Annotated in this window: 17 protein-coding genes and 1 riboswitch; of the genes, 5 read left to right on the top strand and 12 right to left on the bottom strand. The window is 64.7% G+C overall.

Translation table 11 applies throughout. The annotated features are described in order from the left end of the window. Positions 1-58: 58 nt before the first annotated feature. The 5 genes from Tam10B_RS04735 to Tam10B_RS04715 form a co-directional block, all read right to left on the bottom strand. Positions 59-343, bottom strand: coding sequence for a YggT family protein (locus tag Tam10B_RS04735; protein WP_093960096.1), 285 nt, complete (start codon positions 341-343; stop codon positions 59-61). 107 nt (positions 344-450) lie between these two features. Continuing rightward, the gene (locus Tam10B_RS04730; protein ID WP_093960095.1) at positions 451-930 is read right to left on the bottom strand and encodes a cell division protein SepF; all 480 of its coding nucleotides are present in this window, start codon (positions 928-930) and stop codon (positions 451-453) included. Between the two features lie 22 nt (positions 931-952). Next, positions 953-2,302 (bottom strand): cell division protein FtsZ, encoded by a 1,350-nt coding sequence (gene ftsZ / locus Tam10B_RS04725; RefSeq protein WP_093960094.1) that lies wholly within the window; start codon positions 2,300-2,302, stop codon positions 953-955. A gap of 90 nt (positions 2,303-2,392) precedes the next feature. Next, positions 2,393-3,598, bottom strand: coding sequence for a tRNA dihydrouridine synthase DusB (dusB, locus tag Tam10B_RS04720; protein WP_093960093.1), 1,206 nt, complete (start codon positions 3,596-3,598; stop codon positions 2,393-2,395). A gap of 213 nt (positions 3,599-3,811) precedes the next feature. Further along, positions 3,812-5,287: a glycine--tRNA ligase gene (locus Tam10B_RS04715; protein ID WP_093960092.1), complete on the bottom strand. Its 1,476-nt coding sequence runs from the start codon at positions 5,285-5,287 to the stop codon at positions 3,812-3,814. A 133-nt stretch (positions 5,288-5,420) separates the two neighbouring features. After that, a riboswitch (TPP riboswitch) is annotated at positions 5,421-5,522 on the top strand. On the opposite strand from Tam10B_RS04715, the gene Tam10B_RS04710 reads away from it, so the two are divergent. The 4 genes from Tam10B_RS04710 (at position 5,516) to Tam10B_RS04695 (ending at position 10,387) form a co-directional block, all read left to right on the top strand. Continuing rightward, positions 5,516-6,373: a hydroxyethylthiazole kinase gene (locus tag Tam10B_RS04710; RefSeq protein ID WP_093960091.1), complete on the top strand. Its 858-nt coding sequence runs from the start codon at positions 5,516-5,518 to the stop codon at positions 6,371-6,373. It overlaps the preceding riboswitch by 7 nt. A gap of 45 nt (positions 6,374-6,418) precedes the next feature. Further along, a complete protein-coding gene (gene thiE, locus Tam10B_RS04705; protein ID WP_093960090.1) occupies positions 6,419-7,516 on the top strand; it encodes a thiamine phosphate synthase in 1,098 nt (365 codons plus the stop codon). A 50-nt stretch (positions 7,517-7,566) separates the two neighbouring features. Then, the gene (locus Tam10B_RS04700) at positions 7,567-8,625 is read left to right on the top strand and encodes a LacI family DNA-binding transcriptional regulator (RefSeq protein WP_093960089.1); all 1,059 of its coding nucleotides are present in this window, start codon (positions 7,567-7,569) and stop codon (positions 8,623-8,625) included. 208 nt (positions 8,626-8,833) lie between these two features. Continuing rightward, on the top strand, positions 8,834-10,387 hold the full coding sequence (locus tag Tam10B_RS04695) for a glycoside hydrolase family 32 protein (protein WP_093960088.1): 1,554 nt from the start codon (positions 8,834-8,836) through the stop codon (positions 10,385-10,387). A gap of 82 nt (positions 10,388-10,469) precedes the next feature. Here the strand turns inward: Tam10B_RS04695 and Tam10B_RS04690 are convergent, their stop codons facing one another. The 4 genes from Tam10B_RS04690 to nadA are packed head-to-tail and all read right to left on the bottom strand — an operon-like array spanning position 10,470 to position 15,518. Further along, a complete protein-coding gene (locus Tam10B_RS04690; protein ID WP_093960087.1) occupies positions 10,470-11,666 on the bottom strand; it encodes a cysteine desulfurase family protein in 1,197 nt (398 codons plus the stop codon). Further along, the gene (gene nadC, locus Tam10B_RS04685; RefSeq protein ID WP_093960086.1) at positions 11,659-12,543 is read right to left on the bottom strand and encodes a carboxylating nicotinate-nucleotide diphosphorylase; all 885 of its coding nucleotides are present in this window, start codon (positions 12,541-12,543) and stop codon (positions 11,659-11,661) included. Before nadC ends, Tam10B_RS04690 begins: the two co-directional genes overlap by 8 nt. Before the next feature lie 41 nt (positions 12,544-12,584). Then, complete coding sequence (gene nadB, locus Tam10B_RS04680) at positions 12,585-14,222, bottom strand: L-aspartate oxidase (RefSeq protein WP_233133587.1); 1,638 nt, start codon at positions 14,220-14,222, stop codon at positions 12,585-12,587. 27 nt (positions 14,223-14,249) lie between these two features. Then, on the bottom strand, positions 14,250-15,518 hold the full coding sequence (gene nadA / locus Tam10B_RS04675; RefSeq protein WP_093960085.1) for a quinolinate synthase NadA: 1,269 nt from the start codon (positions 15,516-15,518) through the stop codon (positions 14,250-14,252). A gap of 264 nt (positions 15,519-15,782) precedes the next feature. Here nadA and Tam10B_RS04670 point away from each other — a divergent pair, with 264 nt between their 5' ends. Next, entirely contained in the window at positions 15,783-16,736 is a 954-nt protein-coding gene (locus Tam10B_RS04670) for a YwqG family protein (protein ID WP_093960084.1), read from the top strand. An 80-nt stretch (positions 16,737-16,816) separates the two neighbouring features. Here Tam10B_RS04670 and Tam10B_RS04665 read toward each other — a convergent pair whose 3' ends face one another. From Tam10B_RS04665 to Tam10B_RS04655, 3 genes are read right to left on the bottom strand one after another with little or no spacing between them, the layout of a single operon-like run. Then, positions 16,817-17,608, bottom strand: coding sequence for an isoprenyl transferase (locus Tam10B_RS04665; RefSeq protein ID WP_093960083.1), 792 nt, complete (start codon positions 17,606-17,608; stop codon positions 16,817-16,819). A gap of 2 nt (positions 17,609-17,610) precedes the next feature. Then, positions 17,611-18,399 (bottom strand): DNA repair protein RecO, encoded by a 789-nt coding sequence (gene recO / locus Tam10B_RS04660; RefSeq protein WP_093960082.1) that lies wholly within the window; start codon positions 18,397-18,399, stop codon positions 17,611-17,613. Between the two features lie 34 nt (positions 18,400-18,433). Further along, a complete protein-coding gene (locus Tam10B_RS04655) occupies positions 18,434-20,137 on the bottom strand; it encodes an alpha/beta hydrolase family protein (protein WP_198947525.1) in 1,704 nt (567 codons plus the stop codon). Positions 20,138-20,205 lie beyond the last annotated feature (68 nt).

Raw genomic sequence — 20,205 nt, 5'->3', positions numbered from 1 at the left:
CACTCCCCACCCCTCATCGGAACCGTCGGACAGGCCGGTGCGAACCGGCCGGACGGAATCAGATCAGCACCTGCAGCACCACCAGCGCGAAGTACAGCACGATGAAGCTCACATCAAGATAGATCGCGCCGAGCGGCAGCGGCTTGATGTAGCGTCGCAGCCAGCGCAGCGGCGGTTCGGTGAGTCGGTAGATCACGTCGATCAGCGAGTACACCACTCCTCTGGGATACCACCGAGGGGCCAGCACACGTACCCAATCGAGGATCATACGTGCGAACAGCACGAATATATAGGCGTCGATCAGAAAACTCAGCAGCAGGCGCAGAAGAAAAACGAAACTCATGCCTTCACCGTATCAGGGACGGTCCCATACTCCCTGACCGTTCGCCGAATGGGAAACGGACGGGAGCTGGGAGTTCCGTGGAATCCGCGCGGATATGACGGTGCGGCTCAGGCGCCGAAGATATCGGAATTCGAGGACGACGGAGTCTCCTCGACCTTGATGTTCACCTGAGCCGGGCTAAGCAGGAACACACGGGGGGTCACACGCTCAATGGAGCCACGCACGCCGAAAACCACTCCGGCGGAGAAGTCCACGATGCGATACGCGGTGCTCTCCTCCACACCGGTGAGGTTCAGAACCACGGGCACACCGTCGCGGATGGCGCGACCGACCAGCTGCGCCTCCTCATAGGACTTGGGATGAATCGTGGTGATCCGGTTGAGCTGTCCCTTGAACGGAGCGGTGCGAGTGCGGCTGGGTGCCGCCGCCGGAGTAGGCGTGGGGGCGGCGGCCGGCGTCACACTGCGATCCGAATCGAACGAGGGAGACTCGTCCACGACGGTCTCCTCGGGCACGACATCGTCATCGTCGTCAACAACGTCCGCCATGCCGAGATACGTCATCGCGTTCTTCATGAAACCGGCCATGATAACCCTCCAGTACTATCGATCAGCGCAGGAAGTCGGGGATGTCCAGATCGCCCAGCTCGGAATCGGGGATCCTCGGAGTGCGCGAGACGGCGGCGTGCTCGTTCGTGGCATCGTCATACGACGGAACGGCCGGCATGGTCGTGGACGACGGCATTGCCGTGGAGGCGGGAGCCTGCTGCGGCGCCGGCTGGTGTACCGGGTTCACCGGGGCCACGGGAGTCTGCACCGGCTGAGGCGCGGCCTGCTGAGGATGAGCGGGGGCCTGAGCCGCCGGCTTGTGGGCCGGCTGCGGGTTCTCCTCGGCGGGCTTCTGCGCGTACTGCACGGCACCGTTGGTCAGGTGCAGCTCGGGCAGCTGGGGCACCTTCACATCGGAACGATCGGCCGGACGGTAGCTCTCCACGCCCTTCTTGGCGTCGAAGCCTGCGGCGATGACGGTGACGCGCACCTCGTCGCCATAGGAGTCGTCGAGCGCAAGACCCCAGATGATCTGCGCTTCGGGGTGGATGGCCTCGCGCACCAGTTCGGCGGCCTCGTTGGCCTCCTGCAGGGTGAGGTCGGTCGGACCGGCGATGTTGAGCAGCGCACCGTGGGCACCTTCGATGCTGGCCTCGAGCAGCGGGGAGCTGATGGCGATCTCCGCGGCCTGGCTGGCGCGGTCCTCTCCCCGCGCGGAACCGATGCCGAACAGGGCGGTGCCGGCGTCCTTGAGGATCGCCGTGACATCGGAGAAGTCCACGTGGATGTAGGAGTTCATGGTGATCAGGTCGGTGATGCCCTGCACGCCGGCGAGCAGTGCCGAGTCGGCGGTCTTGAAGGCGTCGATCACGCTGACGGAGCGATCGGACAGATCAAGCAGACGGTCGTTCGGGATGATGATCAGGGCGTCGACTTCCTTGCGCAGGTTCTCGATGCCGGAGTCCGCGGACGCGGAACGACGCGGTCCTTCGAAGCTGAACGGACGGGTGACCACGGCGATGGTGAGCGCACCCTGCTGGCGTGCGGCGCGGGCCACGAGCGGGCTGGCGCCGGTACCGGTACCGCCGCCCTCGCCGCAGGTGACGAAGACCATGTCGGCGCCCTTGAGCGCCTCTTCGATATCGGACTGGTGGTCCTGGGCGGCCTTGGCGCCCTTCTCCGGGTCGGCACCGGCGCCGAGACCACGGCTGGAGGCGTCGGAAAGGGAGATCTTGACATCGGCATCGGAACGCAGCAGATCCTTGGCGTCCGTATTGATGGCAACGAACTCCACGTTCTGCAGGCCCTCCGCGATCATGCGGTTCACCGCGTTGCCGCCGGCTCCGCCCACACCGACGACCTTGATGAGGGTCTTATCGCTGAAGTTCTCAGCCTGGGCAATGTCGCTCACTGTATGCTCCTGTCACTCACGGTTATGTCTAACTCTATCGCAGTATTACCGTCTAAACGTGTTTATTTTATAGCGTGTACGCGCTTTTGATCAGTACGAGGCGTCCAACGGGTCCGCACTGATCACGTCCCGTCTCTGTTCCTCGGTCAGCTCCTGGGAATCCAGCCATCCGTAGGGAAGATGGACCTTCTTCGCGTAGCGTACGCGGCCGCGCGGCTTGCCTTCCGCGGCTTCGGGGAACGGAATGCTCGGGTCAAGCTCGTCGATGCGCCGACGAACATCCTCCAAGTTTTCACATTCCATGAACGCGCGGCGCGTGCCGCCCCCCACGGGGAACCCTTTGAGATACCACGCCACGTGCTTGCGCAGGTCATGCACGGCCATGGTCTCGTCGCCGTCGTAGAACTCGGTGAGCAGCGTGGCATGGCGCATCATCACCTGTCCCACCTCGCCGAGCGTGGGGTTCACACGCTCGGGGGAACCGGCGAACGCGTTCTTGAGATCGGCGAACAGCCATGGACGGCCCTGACACCCCCTACCGATGGCCACGCCGGCGCAACCGGTCTGACGCACCATGGCGAGGGCGTCCTCGGCGCTCCAGATGTCGCCATTGCCGAACACGGGGATATCGAGCTCATCCACCAGCTCGCCGATGCGACTCCAGTCAGAATGGCCGCCATAGTATTCGGCCGTGGTGCGCGCATGCAGCGTCACCGCGGCGCAACCCTCCTCCTGGGCGATGCGACCGGCCTCAAGGAACGTCTCATGCTCGTGGTCGATGCCCACACGGATCTTCGCAGTCACCGGAATGTTCTCCGGAGCGCACACCTTCACCACACGACGAATGATCTCGCGGAACAGCTCGGTCTTCCACGGCAGCGCCGATCCACCGCCGCGACGAGTCACCTTGGGCACCGGGCATCCGAAGTTCAGATCCACGTGGTCGGCCATATGCTCATCGACCACGATGCGCGCGGCCATCTCCACGATCGCCGGGCTCACGCCATACAGCTGCAGGGAGCGGATCTTCTCGCTCGGCGCAAAGCGGCACAGGCGCAGGGCCTTGGGATTACGGGCCACCAAGGCCCTCGCCGTGATCATCTCGGCCACGTACAGGCCGTCGGGGCCGTACTCCTCGCACAGCACGCGGAACGGCCAGTTCGTCACGCCCGCCATGGGCGAGAGCACCACCGGCGTCGTGACGTGAACAGGTCCAAGATCCACCGGAGGCATGGTCACGGCCGGTTCGGTCGACTCGATGGCGGGAGTGCTGCTGACGGTTGCTTCTGCTTCCATGGTTCCTTTTCTCGGATGTCTTCCGGCTATCTACGGAAAACGCCTACGAAACGAACTGGCGGGAAGCGTCTCGGGACGCACCCCACCAGTCGTATGTCATGAAATGTCATGGTCGCCGAGAACGCGCTGACACGCCACGACGATCACTATGCGCTCAATGCCGACCAGCGCGGAACATAACCGTTCGCACCGGCCGGCATGGCGACGGCCGCTTTAGTACAGGCCGCCGGCCTCCTGGATGTGCACGCTGTCCGGCCAGGCGTCGCCGCCCATGGACACCGGCTTGAGCGGCACATGCGTACGGTGCTCGCCGATGCGGGCGGCCACGTAGTCGGCCACCTTGTCGAGCGCCACACGCTCCTGGTTCATGGTGTCGCGGTCGCGGATCGTCACGGCCTGATCGTCGAGCGTATCGAAATCGACGGTCACGCACAGCGGGGTGCCGATCTCGTCCTCACGACGGTAGCGACGACCGATGGCACCGGACTCGTCGTAGTCGATCATCCACTCGTTCTGACGCAGATCGTTCGCCAGGTTCTGGGCCACGTTCTGCAGTTCGGGCTTCTTGCTCAGCGGCAGCACGGCGGCCTTGACCGGAGCCAGACGCGGGTCGAGGCGCAGCACGGTGCGCTTGTCCACGCCGCCCTTGGTGTTCGGGGCCTCGTCCACGTCGTAGGCGTCCACGAGGAAGCACATCAGGGAGCGGGTCAGACCGGCCGCGGGCTCGATCACGTACGGCACGTAGCGCTCGCCGGTGGCCTGGTTGAAGTAGCTCAGGTCCTCGCCGGAGTGCTTGGCGTGGGCGGACAGGTCGAAGTCGGTGCGGTTGGCCACGCCCTCCAGCTCGCCCCAGTCGGAGCCCTGGAAGCCGAACTTGTACTCGATGTCCACGGTGCGCTTGGAGTAGTGGGCGAGCTTCTCCTTCGGATGCTCGTAGTGGCGCAGGTTCTCCGGCTTGACGCCGAGGTCGAGGTACCACTGGGTGCGGGCGTCGATCCAGTACTGGTGCCAGTCCTCATCGGTGCCGGGCTCCACGAAGAACTCCATCTCCATCTGCTCGAACTCGCGGGTGCGGAAGATGAAGTTGCCGGGCGTGATCTCGTTGCGGAAGGACTTGCCCATGTTGGCGATGCCGAACGGCGGCTTGGAACGGGAGGAGGTCATCACGTTCTTGAAGTCCACGAAGATGCCCTGCGCGGTCTCCGGACGCAGGTAGTGCAGGCTGTTCTCGTCCTCCACCGGGCCGAGGTGGGTGCGCAGCATCATGTTGAAGTCGCGCGGCTCGGTCCACTTGCCACGGGTGCCGCAGTCGGGGCACACGATGTCGGCCATGCCGTTCTCCGGCAGCTGGTCGTGATGCTTCTCGGCGTAGGACTCCTCGAGCTTGTCGGCGCGGTTGCGCTTGTGGCAGTTCAGGCATTCGACCAGCGGATCGTTGAACACGGCCACGTGACCGGACGCGACCCACACCGGGGTAGGCAGGATGATGGACGTGTCGACGCCCACGACGTCGGGGCGGGTGACGACCATCGAACGCCACCACTCACGCTTGATATTGTCCTTGAGCGCCACGCCGAGCGGGCCGTAATCCCACGCGGAACGGGTGCCGCCGTAGATCTCGCCGGCGGGGAACACGAAACCGCGACGCTTCGCGAGGGATACGACTTCATCAAGTTTGGACTGAGCCACAATGCACCTTCTGGTTTGAACGGTTTGGGGTCTTGTTTTGCGCCCTTGAGTCTATCTGTATGCGCTGACAGAACATCCGCCGAAGACGGACGGATCCGCTCGCGGGTTGTCCGAACGACGGCATAGCGTCGATGGCACAATGCAGGGGAACCCGCAAGGGTTGAGAAAGGCGCCGCGCCTGACCCTTGGAACCTGTTGGTCAACACCATCGTAGGGAGGCATTTTTTCATGAGTTTCGATCCCGGTTCCGGCAACATCGCCGTGAACGATCCGCTGCGAGACGAGATCGCCGCGGCCGTGGACGCCGTGCGCGACACCACGCCGCTCGCCCAGTCGCTGACGAACTTCGTGACCATCAACTTCGTGGCGAACGCCCAGCTCGCCGTGGGCGGCACGGCCGCCATGCACTACAGCGGCGAGGAGGCCGGGGCGTTGGACTCGGCCGGGGCGTCGAAGGCCACCTATATCAATATGGGCACCCTGCTCGCCGAGTTCCGTGACGAATACCCGGCCGCGGCCCGCGACGCCGTGGAACGCAGACTGCCGTGGGTACTCGACCCGGTGGGGGCCGGTGCCGGCAAGCTGCGCGGCGACATCCTGCGCGCGTTCCGCGAGACGCCCCCAACGATCATCCGCTGCAATGCGTCCGAGGCGATCGCGCTGGCTGGTATCTGGGGGCTTGACGGCGCTGATTCCAAGTCGCGCGCCGGCGTGGAGGCCCATGACGAGATCGAGGCGGCGATTCCCGCGGCCCATGCGCTCGCCCGGTTCATCGGCGGCGTGGTATCGGTGTCGGGGGCCGTGGATCTGGTCACCGACGGCGAGCGCGACTTCCGTCTGCCCGGCGGCAGCGTGTGGATGACGAAGATCACGGGCGCCGGCTGCTCTCTGGGCGGCGTGACGGCCACGTATGCGTGCGTGGCGCGTCCGCTGGTCGCCGCGTTGGCCGCGGCGCTGCACTACAACCGTGCCGCGGATGCCGCCGAACGTGTGGCGGAGGGGCCGGGATCGTTCCAGACGGCGTTCCTGGATGCCCTGTGGAACACCACGGCCGATGAGATCGCGCAGTCGCCGATCTATGCCTGAGACGTTGACGATACCGACGACATTCATATATTCAAGGAGCATGCAATGACCACTCGTTTCCCGTACGCATCGATGCGTGACGTGCTTGACATTTCCGCCTATCTGGTGCTCGGCCCCGACGATACACATGGCCGTCCGGTCACCGATGTGGTGGCGCAGGCGCTGCGTGGCGGCGTGACCATCGTGCAGCTGCGCGCCAAGCATTCCGACGCAGGCGAGATCATCGCCATGGCGCGTGACATCGCGCAGGTAATCGCGGACGCTGGCAAGAGCGAGACAGTGCCGCTGCTTATTGACGACCGTCTGGATGCCGTGCTTGCCGCACGGAACATGGGCATCAAGGTCGATGGCGTGCATGTGGGGCAGACCGATGTGCCGGCCACCGAGTGCCGTAGGCTGCTTGGTCCGGATGCGATTGTGGGCCTGTCCGCGAACACCACCGAACTGTTCGACATCATCGAGGATCTGCCGGCCGGCGTGGTGGATTACATCGGCGCGGGTGCGGTGCATCCCACCGACACCAAGCCGGAGGCCACGCTGATCGAGAAGGCGGCGGATGATTCGGATTCGATCGCGGCGATCGGTCGTCTGTGTGCGATCAGCGATTACCCGGTGGTTGCCGGTGGCGGCGTGAAGCTTTCCGATGTGGCGCCGCTGGCCCGTGCGGGTGCCGCCGGCTGGTTCGTGGTGTCGGCCATCGCGGGCGCCGACGATCCCGAGGCGGCCACGCGCGAGCTGGTCGAGGCGTGGAAGGGCGTGAAGGGCGATGCCGTGCACGCGCCGGCGCCGCGGCCACAGGGCGGTGTGTTGCTGGGACCGGACTCCCCCGACTATGTCAATACGATGGCTCAGCTGACGATCTGGCCGACTGGTGTGGGCGAGGAGCTGAGCGAGTATGTGGCGCAGGTGATTCGTGTGATACGCGAGTCCGGTCTGGACAACAGCACCCACGCGATGAGCACCGATATCGAGGGCGACTACGACGACGTGCTGGCCATGGTCAAGCGCGCCGCGTTCGTACTGTATGATCACGGCTATCGCACGCAGGTGAGTCTGCAGATGGATATGCGTCCGGGCGTGAGCGGCCAGATTCGTCGCAAGGTGGAATTGGTGGACCACATTCTGGACGAAGAGCGGAATTAGTCCATACCTCGCTACCGAACCCCCGCGCAATGCGGTATAACGTTGTAACTATGACTACGATGAAGGAGATTGCCGAACGTACGGGGGTTTCGGTATCGACGGTCTCTTTGGTGCTGAACGATCGCGATGCCGGAAGAGTCAAGCCTGAGATCGCGCAGCGGGTTCGCGCGGAGGCGAAGGCGTCGGGCTACAAGCCCAATCCTTTGGCGAGGAGCCTGAGGACCAGCCGGACACGGATCATCGGGTTCGTCAGCGACGAGATCGCCACCACGCCCTATGCCGGGCGACTGATTCTCGGCGCACAGGATGCCGCTCGCGCGATGGGCTACATGCTGCTCACCGTGAATACGAACGGCGACAGGAATCTTGAGGAACGGGAGATCGCCACGCTCCGTCAGTACGGCGTGGACGGTTTCATGTATGCGCGCATGTACGATCAGCATACGGTCGTGCCCGACAGTCTGATGAAGCTGCCCACCGTGCTGCTGGACGGTATCGACGATTCCGGACGGGTGCCGTACATCGTGCCCGACGAGGAGTCGATCGGATACGACGCGACCCGGCACCTGATCGAGGCGGGATGCCGTCGGATCGCCTATATCGGCGCGTGCGATCGCGTATATGTGGCCGATCTGGGCCGTCGTGCGGGGTATCGTCGTGCGCTCGAGGAATCGGGGCTCGGCTACGACGAATCGTTGGACATCGGCGTGACGTTCAACCGTCCGGCACTCGACGCGGTGGATGATCTGTTCGATCGCGCTGAACCGGACGGCGTGTTCTGCTTCAACGACGCACGGGCGTGGTATGTCTATCAGTGCGCCGCCAAACGCGGTCTGGAAATCGGTCGAGACATCAGCGTGGTGGGCGTCGACAATCATCGTGTGTTCGCCGAGACGCTGGCCCCGCTGCTGACCACCGTGGATCTGCCGCATTACGAAATGGGATATTGGGGCGCACTCAAGCTCGTGTCAATGATCGAGGGACGTGAGCCGAAACCGGATATGCTGACGCGTGACGTCGGCCTGTCGCCGCTGCCGCCGCTGGACGAGTCCCCCGCGAGGATCCACTGCACGCTGATCAGCAAGGAGTCGGTGGCGAGGCGCGACTGACGGGCGCGGCCGCATCCGGTGCAGGGCGAAACTGCGGCCGGCACTGTCAAGTTTTCACCGGACGAATGCGGTTTTACGACATTTTCAATGTTCGATTCGTCGTAAAACCGCACATGTTCGGACAATTTTGCATAAACAGATGCTGCCCTCGTGTCGTCCACTATAATCGTAAATCGTTTGACGATTGCAGGGAGAAAGGCATTCAACGATGAATGACATCAATCGGGAATTCGTCGACCATGACGAGGCCCTTGCCCAGGCCGAGGCCGGTGTGGCCAAGCTCGCCGCAGAACGCAACGACCGCTGGTACCCCAAGTTCCACATCGCCTCCAACGGCGGATGGATCAACGACCCCAACGGCCTGTGCTACTACAAGGGACGCTGGCACGTCTTCTACCAGCTCCACCCCTACGGCACCCAATGGGGACCCATGCACTGGGGCCACGTCTCCAGCACCGACATGATCCACTGGAAACGAGAACCCATCGCCCTCGCACCCAGCCTCGAGGCCGAACGCGCCGGCGTGTTCTCCGGCTCGGCCACCACGGGCGACGACGGGCGACTCTGGATCTTCTACACCGGCCACCGCTGGGCCAACGGCGTGGACGATGCCGACGAGAACCTTGAGGTGCAGTGCGCGGCAGTGAGTGACGACGGCGTCCACTTCGAGAAGCTGGGCGTGATCATCGACAACCCGGAGGGATTCAAGCACTTCCGCGACCCGAAGGTGTGGAAGACCGGCGGCGTGTGGTACATGACGTTCGGCGTGAGCTCCGCCGAGCAGCGCGGTCAGATGTGGCTGTACACCTCCGAGGACATGGTCGAGTGGACGTTCAAGACCGTGCTGTTCGAGCACCCGGATCCGGACGTGTTCATGCTCGAATGCCCCGACTTCTTCCCCGTGACCGACAAGGACGGCAACGAGAAGTGGGTCATCGGCTTCTCCGCCATGGGCGCCAAGAAGAACGGCTTCATGAACCGCAACGTGAACAACGCCGGCTACATGATCGGCACGTGGGAGCCCGGCGGACAGTTCAAGCCGGAGACCGAGTTCCGCCCGTGGGACTGCGGCCACAACTTCTACGCCCCGCAGTCGTTCAACACCGTGCCCGGCGACACGAACGACGCCGAGGGCGGACGCCAGATCATGTACGGCTGGCTCAGCCCGTTCGTGCAGCCCGTTCCGCTGGACGACGAGGGATGGTGCGGTCAGCTGACCCTGCCGCGCGAGGTCTACCTTGGTGAGGACGGCGACATCCACACTGTGCCGGCCGCCGAAATGACCGGACTGCGCACCGACAGCACCGATCTGGGCGCCGTGAATGTGAAGTCCGGCAGCGAGCATGTGGTGGCCGAGGATGCGGAGGCCATGGAGATCGAGCTGACGATCGATCTGAAGCACACCACCGCCGAGCGCGCCGGCATCAAGGTGCACGCCACCGCCGACGGCTCCTACACGTACGTGGCCTATGACGATCAGATCGGCGGCGTGGTGCTCGACCGTCAGGCCAACGCCTACGGCGATCGCGGCTACCGTGTGGCCCCGCTCACGGAGGCCGAGCTGGCCGCCGATGAGCTCAAGCTGCGCGTGTACGTGGATCGTGGCTCCGTGGAGGTGTATGTGAACGATGGCCGTCAGGCGATGAGCTCCTACAGCTACGCCGCGGACGGTCCGCGTGCCGTGAAGCTGGCCGCTGAGTCCGGCGACCTCGCCGTCAGCGCCCTGACCACCCACAACCTCGCCTCCATCGGCCTCGAGTAACCGGCCCCGAAAGTCCAAGGCTCCGACGGAAATACCGTTGGAGCCTTTTTGTCTTCCTCGCGTAAATAGGCGCTAGCAGGCGCTACAAACCGAGCGCGGTGCAGGAGCGGCGGATGGCGGTGACGGTGCGGTTCACATCCGCATCGGACAGCGGTCGGCGGAAGGTCAGGCGCAACGCGGACTTGGCCACCGACGGCTCCAGTCCCATGGCCAGCAGGGTGGGTGGGATCTCGTGACGACCCACCGCGCACGCCGAACCGGACGAGCATTCGATGCCGCGCGCGTCCAGGTCCACCAGCAGTGCCTCGCCCGTCACGCCGGGGAAGATGAATGAGGCATGGCCGGGCAGTCGATGCTCCGGATCACCCGTAAGCCGGGCCTGCGGAACGGCGTCCAGCACGCCACGAATCAGACGGTCACGCGAGGCGATGAGTTCGGCGTGATGCTCGCGCATGAACGCGATCGACCCATCCAACGCGATCGCCAACCCCACCGCGCCGGCCACGTTCTGTGTGCCGGAACGCAGGCCACGTTCCTGGCCGCCGCCGCTGAGCAATGGTTCAATCGGCGTGCGGGAGCGCACCAGCAGCGCTCCCAGGCCCTTGGGGGTGCCGAACTTATGGCCGGAGACACTCAGTGCGTCCACGTCCCAGTCACGCATGCGGATGGGAATCTGACCCGCGGCCTGCACCGCATCCACATGCACCGGCACCCCGGCGGCGTGGGCGATGCGCACCACGTCCGCAACCGGCTGGATGGTGCCCACCTCGTTGTTGGCGAGCATGACCGACACCAGCGCCGTGCGTTCAGGAGCAGCGGCAACCTCCCGGTCCAGAGCCTCAAGATCGATGCGCGCCGTCGAGTCCACGGGAACACGCACCACCTCGAATCCGAAGAACCGTTCCAGCCATGCCGCGGATTCGGCCACGGCCGGATGTTCCACGGCGGAGATGATGATGCGCGGACAAAGCGACGAGGCATCGGTGGCGGCCCGCCGCATCCGCTCCATGCGGGCGAGCGCGATGCCCTTGACCGCCAGATTGTCCGATTCGGTGCCGCCGGACGTGAAGATCACGTCGTCGGGCCGCGCCCCCAGATTCGCGGCGAATGATCGTCGTGCCGCGTCCAGCGCCTGGGCCGCGGTCTTGCCGGTCCTGTGCACGCTGGCCGGATTCGCGTAGGCGTCGGTCATGAACGGCAGCATGGCGTCGATCACGTCGCGGCCCACGGGTTCCGTGGATGCGGCGTCAAGATAGAGTTCGCCGTCGTCACTACTCATAGTCGAGTCCCAGATCGATGCTGCGCACGCTGTGGGTGAGCGCGCCGACGGAGATGATGTCCACGCCGGTGGCGGCCACGGCGGCCACACGGTCGAGCGTCATGTTGCCGCTGGCCTCCACGATCGCCCGTCCGTCGATCGTCTCCACGCCGGTGCGCGTGTCGTCGAGTGAGAAGTTGTCGAGCATGATCGTGTCGGCGCCGCCGTCGAGCGCCATCGGGATCTGGTCGAGTCGATCGACTTCCACCTCGATGTGTGTGGTGTGGCCCACGCGCTCGCGGATGTGACGGATCGCACCGGTCAGGTCGATGCCCTGTTCGGCGAGCGCGGCCAGATGATTGTCCTTGACCATTACGGCGTCGGACAGGCCGTAGCGGTGGTTGTATCCGCCGCCGCAGGTGACCGCGTACTTTTCGAACGGGCGTAGCAGCGGCGTGGTCTTGCGCGTGTCGACGATGCGGGTGTGCCCGTATCGACGCGGCGTCACGGCGTTGGGCAGGGCGTTGCCGCGTGTGACCTCGGCCACGAATGCCGCGGTCATGGCGGCGATGCCACTCATGCGTTGCGTGAGGTTAAGCGCCACGCGTTCGGCGGTGAGGATGTCGCGCACCGGTCCGCTGACTTCGGCGAGGCTCTGCCCGACTTCGAAACGTTCGCCGTCCCGGATGGTGGAACTGACGCGGATCGCTGGGTTCTGTGTGATGAACGTGGCGGAGAACACGCTGATGCCGCTCATCACGCCGGGTTCGCGTGCCGTCAGCCGGGCCGTTCCCACGGCGTCGGCGGGGATGGTCGCCTCGCAGGTGATGTCGCCGGCGGGGGCGTCCTCGGCCAGTGCCGCCTCGATGGTGGTGCGGATGATGTGCTCGGTAAGCATGGGTTTCCTTTTGGTTGGTAAGTGCACTCGACGGATGTGGATTACCGCAGTACGTAGGCCGTGGACATGGCCCACTCGTCGCGTGCGTCCGGGTAGTCGGTGCGGGCATGCGCGCCGCGGGATTCGGTGCGGGCAAGCGCGGCGTTTGCGGCCACGTAGCCGACGGTGAGCATGTTGCGGTTCTCGAGATCGGTGACCGCACCGGATCCGGTGGCGTCGGCTTCGGCCGTGTTCGCGGCGGCAAGCGCGGATCCGAGCCGTTCGATGGCATCACACAGGCCGTGGTCGTCGCGCAGCACGCCGACGTCATGCCACATGGTCTGTTCGATACGGTCCCGGTTCCAGACCTCCGATGCCGGAGATTCGGAGGAGGTCTTCGGCGTATCCAGCATGATCGGATTGTTGTTGGTGGGCTCTCCCGTCGCGGAGTTCGCGAACGGTACCGGATCCCATGCGGTGCCGGTGGGGTCCGAGACGGCGGCAAGCCCTGCGCGGCGGCCGAATACGAGCCCTTCGAGCAGGGAGTTCGACGCGAGCCGGTTCGAGCCCATCACGCCGGTGCGGGCGCATTCTCCGGCCGCGTACAGGCCGGGGATGCTGGCTCGTCCGTTGAGATCGGTACGGATGCCGCCCATGTAGTAGTGCGCGGCGGGAGCCACGGGGATCGGTTCGCGACTCCAGTCGAAGCCGAGCGAGCGCGTGTAGGCGTCGATGGTGGGGAATCGATGCTTCAGGAATGCGGCGAGGTCGGGGTTTTCCTTGCGCATCGGCGAGACGTCGAGCATGACCGGGCGACCGTTCTGGCGTTGCATCACGCGGAAGTTCTCGCGGGCCACCACGTCACGCGGGGCAAGCTCGGCGCGTGGGTCCACGGCGGTCATGTAGCGTTCGCCATGTTCGTCGAGCAGGATCGCGCCTTCGCCGCGCACCGCTTCGGAAACGAGGAAGTGCTCCCCCACCGCCAGTGCCGTGGGATGGAACTGGTAGAACTCGAGGTCGGCGGTCTGGACTCCGGCGCGCAGGGCGGCAGCGAGTCCGTCGGCGGTGGCCACCTGCGGGTTGGTGGTGTACGGATACATGCGACCGGCGCCTCCGGTGGCGAGGATCACGCGGTCCGCGGCAAGATCGGTGACCGTGCGGGAATCGTCGGATCCGGCGGCGACCATCAACCGTACGCCGGCGATCGCGCCGTCCCGTACGATCAGATCCTTGAGAAACGCGTGCTCCATGATGTGGATATGCGGGTTCGCGCGCACCATGGCGGACACGTCGAGTTCGAGGATCCGTCCGGTGGCGTCGCCTCCGGCGTGCACCACGCGGGCGCGAGAATGCGCGGCTTCGAGTCCGCGCAGCATGTGGCCTTCGGAGTCGCGGTCGAATCGCACGCCGGCGGCGGCGAACTCACGTACGCGGTCGGCGCCTTCGCGTGTGAGGATGTCCACGGCCTTCGGCTCGCACAGGCCGTGGCCGGCGGCCATGGTGTCCTTGGCGTGCAGTTTCGGATCGTCGTCGGCGAAGATGGCCGCGGCGATGCCGCCCTGCGCGTGGTAGGTGTTGGATTCCACGAGCTCGGTTTTGGTCACCAGGACCACATCATGGCCGGTGCCGGCCACGGCGAGCGCGGCGGACAGTCCGGCCACGCCTGCGCCGATGACGACGATGTTGTGTTCAGGATTCACGGTTGTTCTCCCCTCAGTCCGCTTGCATCACGGGTGGACGCGCAGCATGCGTTCGAGCGCCACCTTGGCCTCGCGCGCGGTGTCGTCGTCCACGGTGATGCGGTTGACGATGTTGCCCTGTTCGATGTTCTCCAACGCCCAGGCGAGGTATGCGGGGTGAATGCGGTACATGGTGGAGCACGGGCAGACCACCGGGTCGAGGCAGAACACGGTCTTGTCCGGGTACTGTGCGGCCAGGCGGTTGACGAGGTTGATCTCGGTGCCCACGGCGATGGTGGCGCCGGCGGGGGCGTTGGCGATCTCCTTGACGATGTAGGCGGTGGAGCCGGTGCCGTCGGCGGCGTCGACGACCTGCATGGAGCATTCGGGGTGCACGATCACCTTCACGCCGGGGTATGCCTTGCGGGCGCGTTCGATCTGGTCCACGGTGAAGCGCTGGTGCACGGAGCAGAAGCCCTTCCACAGGATCATCTTCGCCTTGGCGTAATCGTCGGGGTTGCTGGCGCCGCCCTGCGGCTTGTACGGATCCCACAGCGGCATCTGACTCAGCGGGATGCCCATGGCGCGGGCGGTGTTGCGGCCGAGGTGCTGGTCGGGGAAGAACAGTACGCGCTTGCCGCGGGCGAACGCCCATTCCAGTACGGCGTGCGCGTTGGACGACGTGCATACGATGCCGCCGTTGCGTCCGCAGAACGCCTTGAGCGAGGCGGCGGAGTTCATGTAGGTGACGGGGATGATCTGCTGACGGCCGTCGGCGTCCGGCTTGGTGCCGCAGATCTCGCCAAGCTGTTGCCAGCAGTCCTCCACCTGGTCGATGTCGGCCATGTCGGCCATGGAGCAGCCGGCCGACAGGTTCGGCAGGGTCACGCTCTGTTCGGGCTTGGAGAGGATGTCGGCGGTTTCGGCCATGAAGTGCACGCCGCAGAAGACGATGTGCTCGGCGTCCGGGCACTGGGTGGCGTTCTTGGCGAGCTGGAAGGAGTCGCCCACGTAGTCGGCGTGCACGATGATCTCGTCGCGCTGGTAGAAGTGGCCGAGGATCAGCAGTTTGGAGCCGAGACGCGCCTTGGCGTCGCGGATGCGCTGCTGGAGTTCGTCGTCGGAGGCGTTGCGGTATTCGTCCGGCAGCGGCTGCTGGCGGGGTGCGTTCTTCGGAATCATGTCGAGCGCGGACGCGCCGGGGCCGTAGGTGGGCCGGGTGGTGTCGAATGTCCACGGATCCTTGGTCAGTCCGGCGTCGCAGGTGCTGGTCGCGCCCAGTCGTTCGATGATCTCATTGACGGAAGCCACGCTCATGGTCGTTTCCCTTCCTCATATTGCTCATATGGTGTGCGGTATGTCACGTCTGTAGTCGCCACGGGTCGTCAAATGCGTTCCACGTGCATGCGTGAATCAGCGTCCCGTGCGAAATCAGATATGAGCATACCACATATAGTCATGATGACTATATGTGTGTGGCGCGTTGATTGACACCGCTTCTTCACTATTCAGACAAACGAAATCAACGTATGACGATTACGCTGAGCAACGCCTGTATCGTCATCTCGAATAAGGAGTGCCATGAGACTGCTGGACAGGTTATTCGGTAAGGGGCCATCGGCGGAGCAACAGGGGCTGGCCCACGGAATTCACAACCCCATCGATACCGCCGTCACCGGCATCCAGCGCGACGAGGCCTACGCCGACACCGCGCGCATACCCCAGCTGAGCGATTACGTAGCGCAGGTGATCGCCTCCATGATCAGGCACTCGACCGACGCCCCCGTGATCCAGCTCACGCCGACGGCCGCCGCACCGTCCGTGTTCGACACCAAGATCGGAGGCGCGTTCTACGTTCCCGAGGGCATGCGACCGCCGCGCAACAAGGAGACCGGCGAGTCGCTGTATCTGCTCGCCCAGCTCAACTTCGGCCAGCTGCCGCATCTTCCCGATTTCCCCGACCATGGCCTGCTGCAGTTCTTCATCGCCGGCGACGACCCGCTCTACGGCATGAATCTCGACGACCCTCAATCGCAGAAGACGTGGAGGATCCGGTACCTCCCCACCGTGCCGGACGTCAGAACGCCGCTGCGTACGTTCCACCCGGCATGGAAGTCCGACACCGATCTGCCATTCCCGAACGAACGCTTTACGCTGCAGCTGGCGCCCACGCTCGCCACGCAGGCGATCACCACGTCCGATCATCGTTTCGACGGCGAACTGCAACGGTGCATTGGTTCGATGAATGACCGGGATCGCGACTTCTACCGCATGCACGAGGCGGAGATCTCCGATACGCTGGCCGATCTTCTGGCATGGGGCGGGCACCAGATCGGAGGCTATCCGCTGTTCACGCAGGAGGATCCGCGCACCAATGACCCCATATGGCGTGGCGCCGACACGATGCTGCTGCAGATCGATTCAACGGATGACGTGATGTTCGGCGACAGCGGCGTGGCGAACTTCTTCATTCGCCCAGACCAGCTGCGGCACCTTGACTTCTCCCAGGTCCTCTACACCTGGGACTGCTACTGACGACACATGCGGGCGTCCTGCCGACAGGTTCCGGCGGGACGCCCGCATGGAGTCACACGAAGGAGTCAGAAGTATCCGACTCAGCGCTTGACGCCGCCGAAGCGACGATCACGATGAATGTAGTGGTCGATGGAGCGCCACAGCACCTCGCGACCGCAGTCGGGGAACAGCTCGGGCACGAAGTCGAGCTCGGCGTAGGCGGCCTCCCACGGCAGGAAGTTGCTGGTGCGCTGCTCGCCGGACGTGCGGATCACCAGATCGCAGTCGGGAATGTCGGGGTTGTACAGGTGCTGGGCGATCATCTTCTCCGTCACACGATCGCCGGAGATGCGGCCGTCACGCACCTCGCGGGCGATGGCGGCGCATGCGTCGGCGATCTCGGCGCGACCGCCGTAGTTGATGCAGAACACCACGTCGATGGTCTTGTTGTTCTTGGTGCGTTCCATGGCCACCTCGAGCTCGTCGATCACCGACTTCCACAGCTTCGGACGGCGACCGGACCAGCGCACGCGCACGCCCCACTCGTCCATCTGCGCCACGCGGCGGTGGATGATCTCGCGCGAGAAGCCCATGAGGAAGCGCACCTCCTGCGGCGAGCGCTTCCAGTTTTCGGTGGAGAACGTATACAGGCTCAGGTAGCGTACGCCGGCTTCGATGGCGCCGGCGATGGTGTCGAAGACCACGGGCTCGGCGGCCTGGTGGCCGTTGGTGCGGATCAGTCCGCGCTGCTGTGCCCAGCGTCCGTTGCCGTCCATGATGACGCCGACGTGACGGGGGACCTTGTTCTTGGGGAAATCGGGGATGATCGAGGGATCGGAGAACGGTGCCGCGGGAATGGAGAGCGACGTGTAATCGACGTTTTCAAAAGCCATGGTTACGAATCTAGCAAGCGCGCGGAACGAATCGGCCGCTCTAGGTAATATTCGGCCCATTTTTCCACCAGATCGCCGTGATCGACGGGGGTGGGAACTGATGCGGCGGCCGAAACGGTGGTCTCCGCGCCCGCGCTCCCCCCGTCGGCACCCCGTGCGGATGCGGCATCGAGTGTGGCCCAGTCGCCGGCGAGCAGTGCACGCAAGCGCGCCACTCCCCGCTCCCCTATGCGCCGCGCCTCGGGGGTGCGGTCCGTGGCGCACATCACGCCGCCGGCGGGGATGGAGAACGCCACGGGCTTGCGCGTCTCGCCGCACACCACGCACGCGTCGAGCCTGGGTCGCCAGCCGGCGAGCGCAAGCGCCCTGAGCACGTAGGATTCGCTGATGTCGCGCGGATCGTGCAGATGCCGACTCAATGCCGATATGGCGCCGACGGCGAGCCGGTACTGTGCCGGCGAGGGCTCCTCGAGGGCTGCGAACAGTCGGTCGGCGGTTTCGACGATCACGCTGGCGTTGAGGTAGGCGTCGTAGTCGTTCACGATGCCGTCGGCGTAGGCGCCCAGCGTGGAGGCCTGTGATACGACGTCGAGGGATCGTCCGGTGGCGATGAGCAGCGAGGCGCGCATGAACGGTTCGAGTCGGGCTCCGAATCGTGATTTCGGACGTCGTGCGCCTTTGGCTACGGCGCGGATCTTGCCGTGGTCTCGGGTGAGGATGGTGATGATACGGTCGGCCTCGCCGAGTTTCACGGTGCGCAGCACGAGGCCTTCGTCCTTGTACAGTGGCATTGGTGGCTTCTTCCTTCCGGGATTCCCCGTTTGGCTAGTAGACGAACAGGCCCCAGAAGGCGAAGACGAGCAGCACGCAGAACATGGCGAGCGTGGTGGCGACGAACAGTGCGACGCCAAGTCTGGTGGATGCGATGATCGGGCCGGTGTGGGTGCCGCGGATGCGCAGCACGGGTTTGCCGGTGAGTCGTTTGATCTCGAAGTCGGCTCGCCATTCGTCGGGTGTGCGCAATAGTCCCTTCTGCGCGGCGGTGTTGAGCAGCTGGCAGAACACGCGAGACCATGCCCAGACGACCAGCACGCACACCACTTGGATCGCATACCAGCTCCAGTAGATCATGCCGGGCGATTCCGGCGCCGCACCCCAGATGAGCGTGACAACGCGCCAGATGATCTGGCCGACGCCTGCAAAGAACAAGAGCAGCGTGGCGATCGTGGTGGCGGATATGGTGATGAGCACGCGCTGGTATCCGCGCACGAAGCCGAGCGACGGACCGCGCCGGCCGATCATGTAGCGGATCTTGCGTTCCAGTGCGATAAGGCTCAGGATGAACGCCACGAGCAATGTGATCACCGCGGCCACGTGCACGACCACGCCGTAGATGGTGAGTTTCGTATGCCCGTACAGGTTGGTGGGTACGGCGATGGACTGGTAGATGGTGGCGCCGGCGATGGACGCGGACGTCTCCTTGAGTCCGCGTGACGTGCCCACGGCCCAGTCGACCATGTCGCGTTCGTAGCGGTCGACCAGTGGCGTGCCCTCCTCGGCCTCGTCGCCGAGTCGCATCACATGGTTGGCCACGGGATAGTTGCGCACGGTCACGTTCCAGTTGTCGCTTTGGCGGGCCATGAGTTCGATCGACCGCACGCCGTCCACCTGTGCGGTCATCACGTCCTTGGACCCGTAGGCCACGAACGTTGGGATGGAGTAGCCTTCGGCGATCATGGGATTGAAGTCGAGATTGGTCAGGCCGAATTGCGCGGTGTCGGCGCTGAACACGCGTCGGACGATGGACTGGTAGCCGGGGTTGGCGCCAACGATGGCGAAGTCCTGTGCCACGAAGAATCCGAGTGCATGGCGCGGCGTGTGCACCATGGGCGACAGGAGGATCTGGAAGGCGATGTTGCCGTCGTCGCGCACCAGATACGGCGAGATCCACGTGCTTTCCGACGTGGCGTAGAGTCCCACACGGTCGGCGTCGACCATGCTCATGGAGCGCAGGTAGTCGACCACCTGACCGTAGGCGTGCGCGGACCCCGGATAGTCGCGGGTGATGTCGTTGGTGGACCAGACGGGCTTGTCGACGGTGGCGGTGACGAATCCGGCGGAGCTCAGGTCCTCGGCCACGTCGCCGAACGAGTTGTCGGCGGTGCCGTAGCCGGCGCCGTGCATGAACACCACGCCGGGCAGTTTGGTCGGACTGCTGGAATCGGTGCCGTCGGTCGTGCCGGTGGTGGCGTTGGTGTTCTTCGGGTATCTGATGAGCACGTGCGCGTGCTGCACCTCGCCGGTGGATGGTCGTTTGAGGTCCAGCCACACGCTTTTCGTCGCCACCTTGTAAGTGTCGAGCGCGGGCAGCGTCTGACCGTCGGGGTTGTCGAACGTGACGGCCGTGTCGGAGGCCAGCGTGTCGACGCTCTGGTCGATGGGGTTGTTGTTCCACTCCACGGTGGTGGCGTGCGACACGGAGATCAGGATGCCCATCAGGATGATGAAGATGGGCACGCTGACCTTCATGCGTTTGAGCCAACCCCATTCGCCGGGCTGTGGCGTTCTCGTTTTCCGACGTTTCAGCACGACACGCA

The organism is Bifidobacterium vansinderenii, from assembly GCF_002234915.1.
In the GTDB taxonomy this organism is placed as follows: Bacteria; Actinomycetota; Actinomycetes; order Actinomycetales; family Bifidobacteriaceae; genus Galliscardovia; species Galliscardovia vansinderenii.
Note: the sequence above shows the minus strand (reverse complement) of the source record. Positions and strands in the feature narration are given on the sequence as shown.

Excerpts from the sequence above, each read along its gene's own strand:
- Tam10B_RS04735 (WP_093960096.1), bottom strand. The coding sequence starts at position 343 with ATGAGTTTCGTTTTTCTTCTGCGCCTGCTGCTGAGTTTTCTGATCGAC.
- Tam10B_RS04730 (WP_093960095.1), bottom strand. The coding sequence starts at position 930 with ATGGCCGGTTTCATGAAGAACGCGATGACGTATCTCGGCATGGCGGAC.
- dusB (WP_093960093.1), bottom strand. The coding sequence starts at position 3,598 with ATGGAAGCAGAAGCAACCGTCAGCAGCACTCCCGCCATCGAGTCGACC.
- Tam10B_RS04710 (WP_093960091.1), top strand. The coding sequence starts at position 5,516 with ATGAGTTTCGATCCCGGTTCCGGCAACATCGCCGTGAACGATCCGCTG.
- thiE (WP_093960090.1), top strand. The coding sequence starts at position 6,419 with ATGACCACTCGTTTCCCGTACGCATCGATGCGTGACGTGCTTGACATT.
- Tam10B_RS04700 (WP_093960089.1), top strand. The coding sequence starts at position 7,567 with ATGACTACGATGAAGGAGATTGCCGAACGTACGGGGGTTTCGGTATCG.
- Tam10B_RS04695 (WP_093960088.1), top strand. The coding sequence starts at position 8,834 with ATGAATGACATCAATCGGGAATTCGTCGACCATGACGAGGCCCTTGCC.
- Tam10B_RS04690 (WP_093960087.1), bottom strand. The coding sequence starts at position 11,666 with ATGAGTAGTGACGACGGCGAACTCTATCTTGACGCCGCATCCACGGAA.
- nadC (WP_093960086.1), bottom strand. The coding sequence starts at position 12,543 with ATGCTTACCGAGCACATCATCCGCACCACCATCGAGGCGGCACTGGCC.
- nadA (WP_093960085.1), bottom strand. The coding sequence starts at position 15,518 with ATGAGCGTGGCTTCCGTCAATGAGATCATCGAACGACTGGGCGCGACC.
- Tam10B_RS04670 (WP_093960084.1), top strand. The coding sequence starts at position 15,783 with ATGAGACTGCTGGACAGGTTATTCGGTAAGGGGCCATCGGCGGAGCAA.
- Tam10B_RS04665 (WP_093960083.1), bottom strand. The coding sequence starts at position 17,608 with ATGGCTTTTGAAAACGTCGATTACACGTCGCTCTCCATTCCCGCGGCA.
- recO (WP_093960082.1), bottom strand. The coding sequence starts at position 18,399 with ATGCCACTGTACAAGGACGAAGGCCTCGTGCTGCGCACCGTGAAACTC.
- Tam10B_RS04655 (WP_198947525.1), bottom strand. The coding sequence starts at position 20,137 with ATGAAGGTCAGCGTGCCCATCTTCATCATCCTGATGGGCATCCTGATC.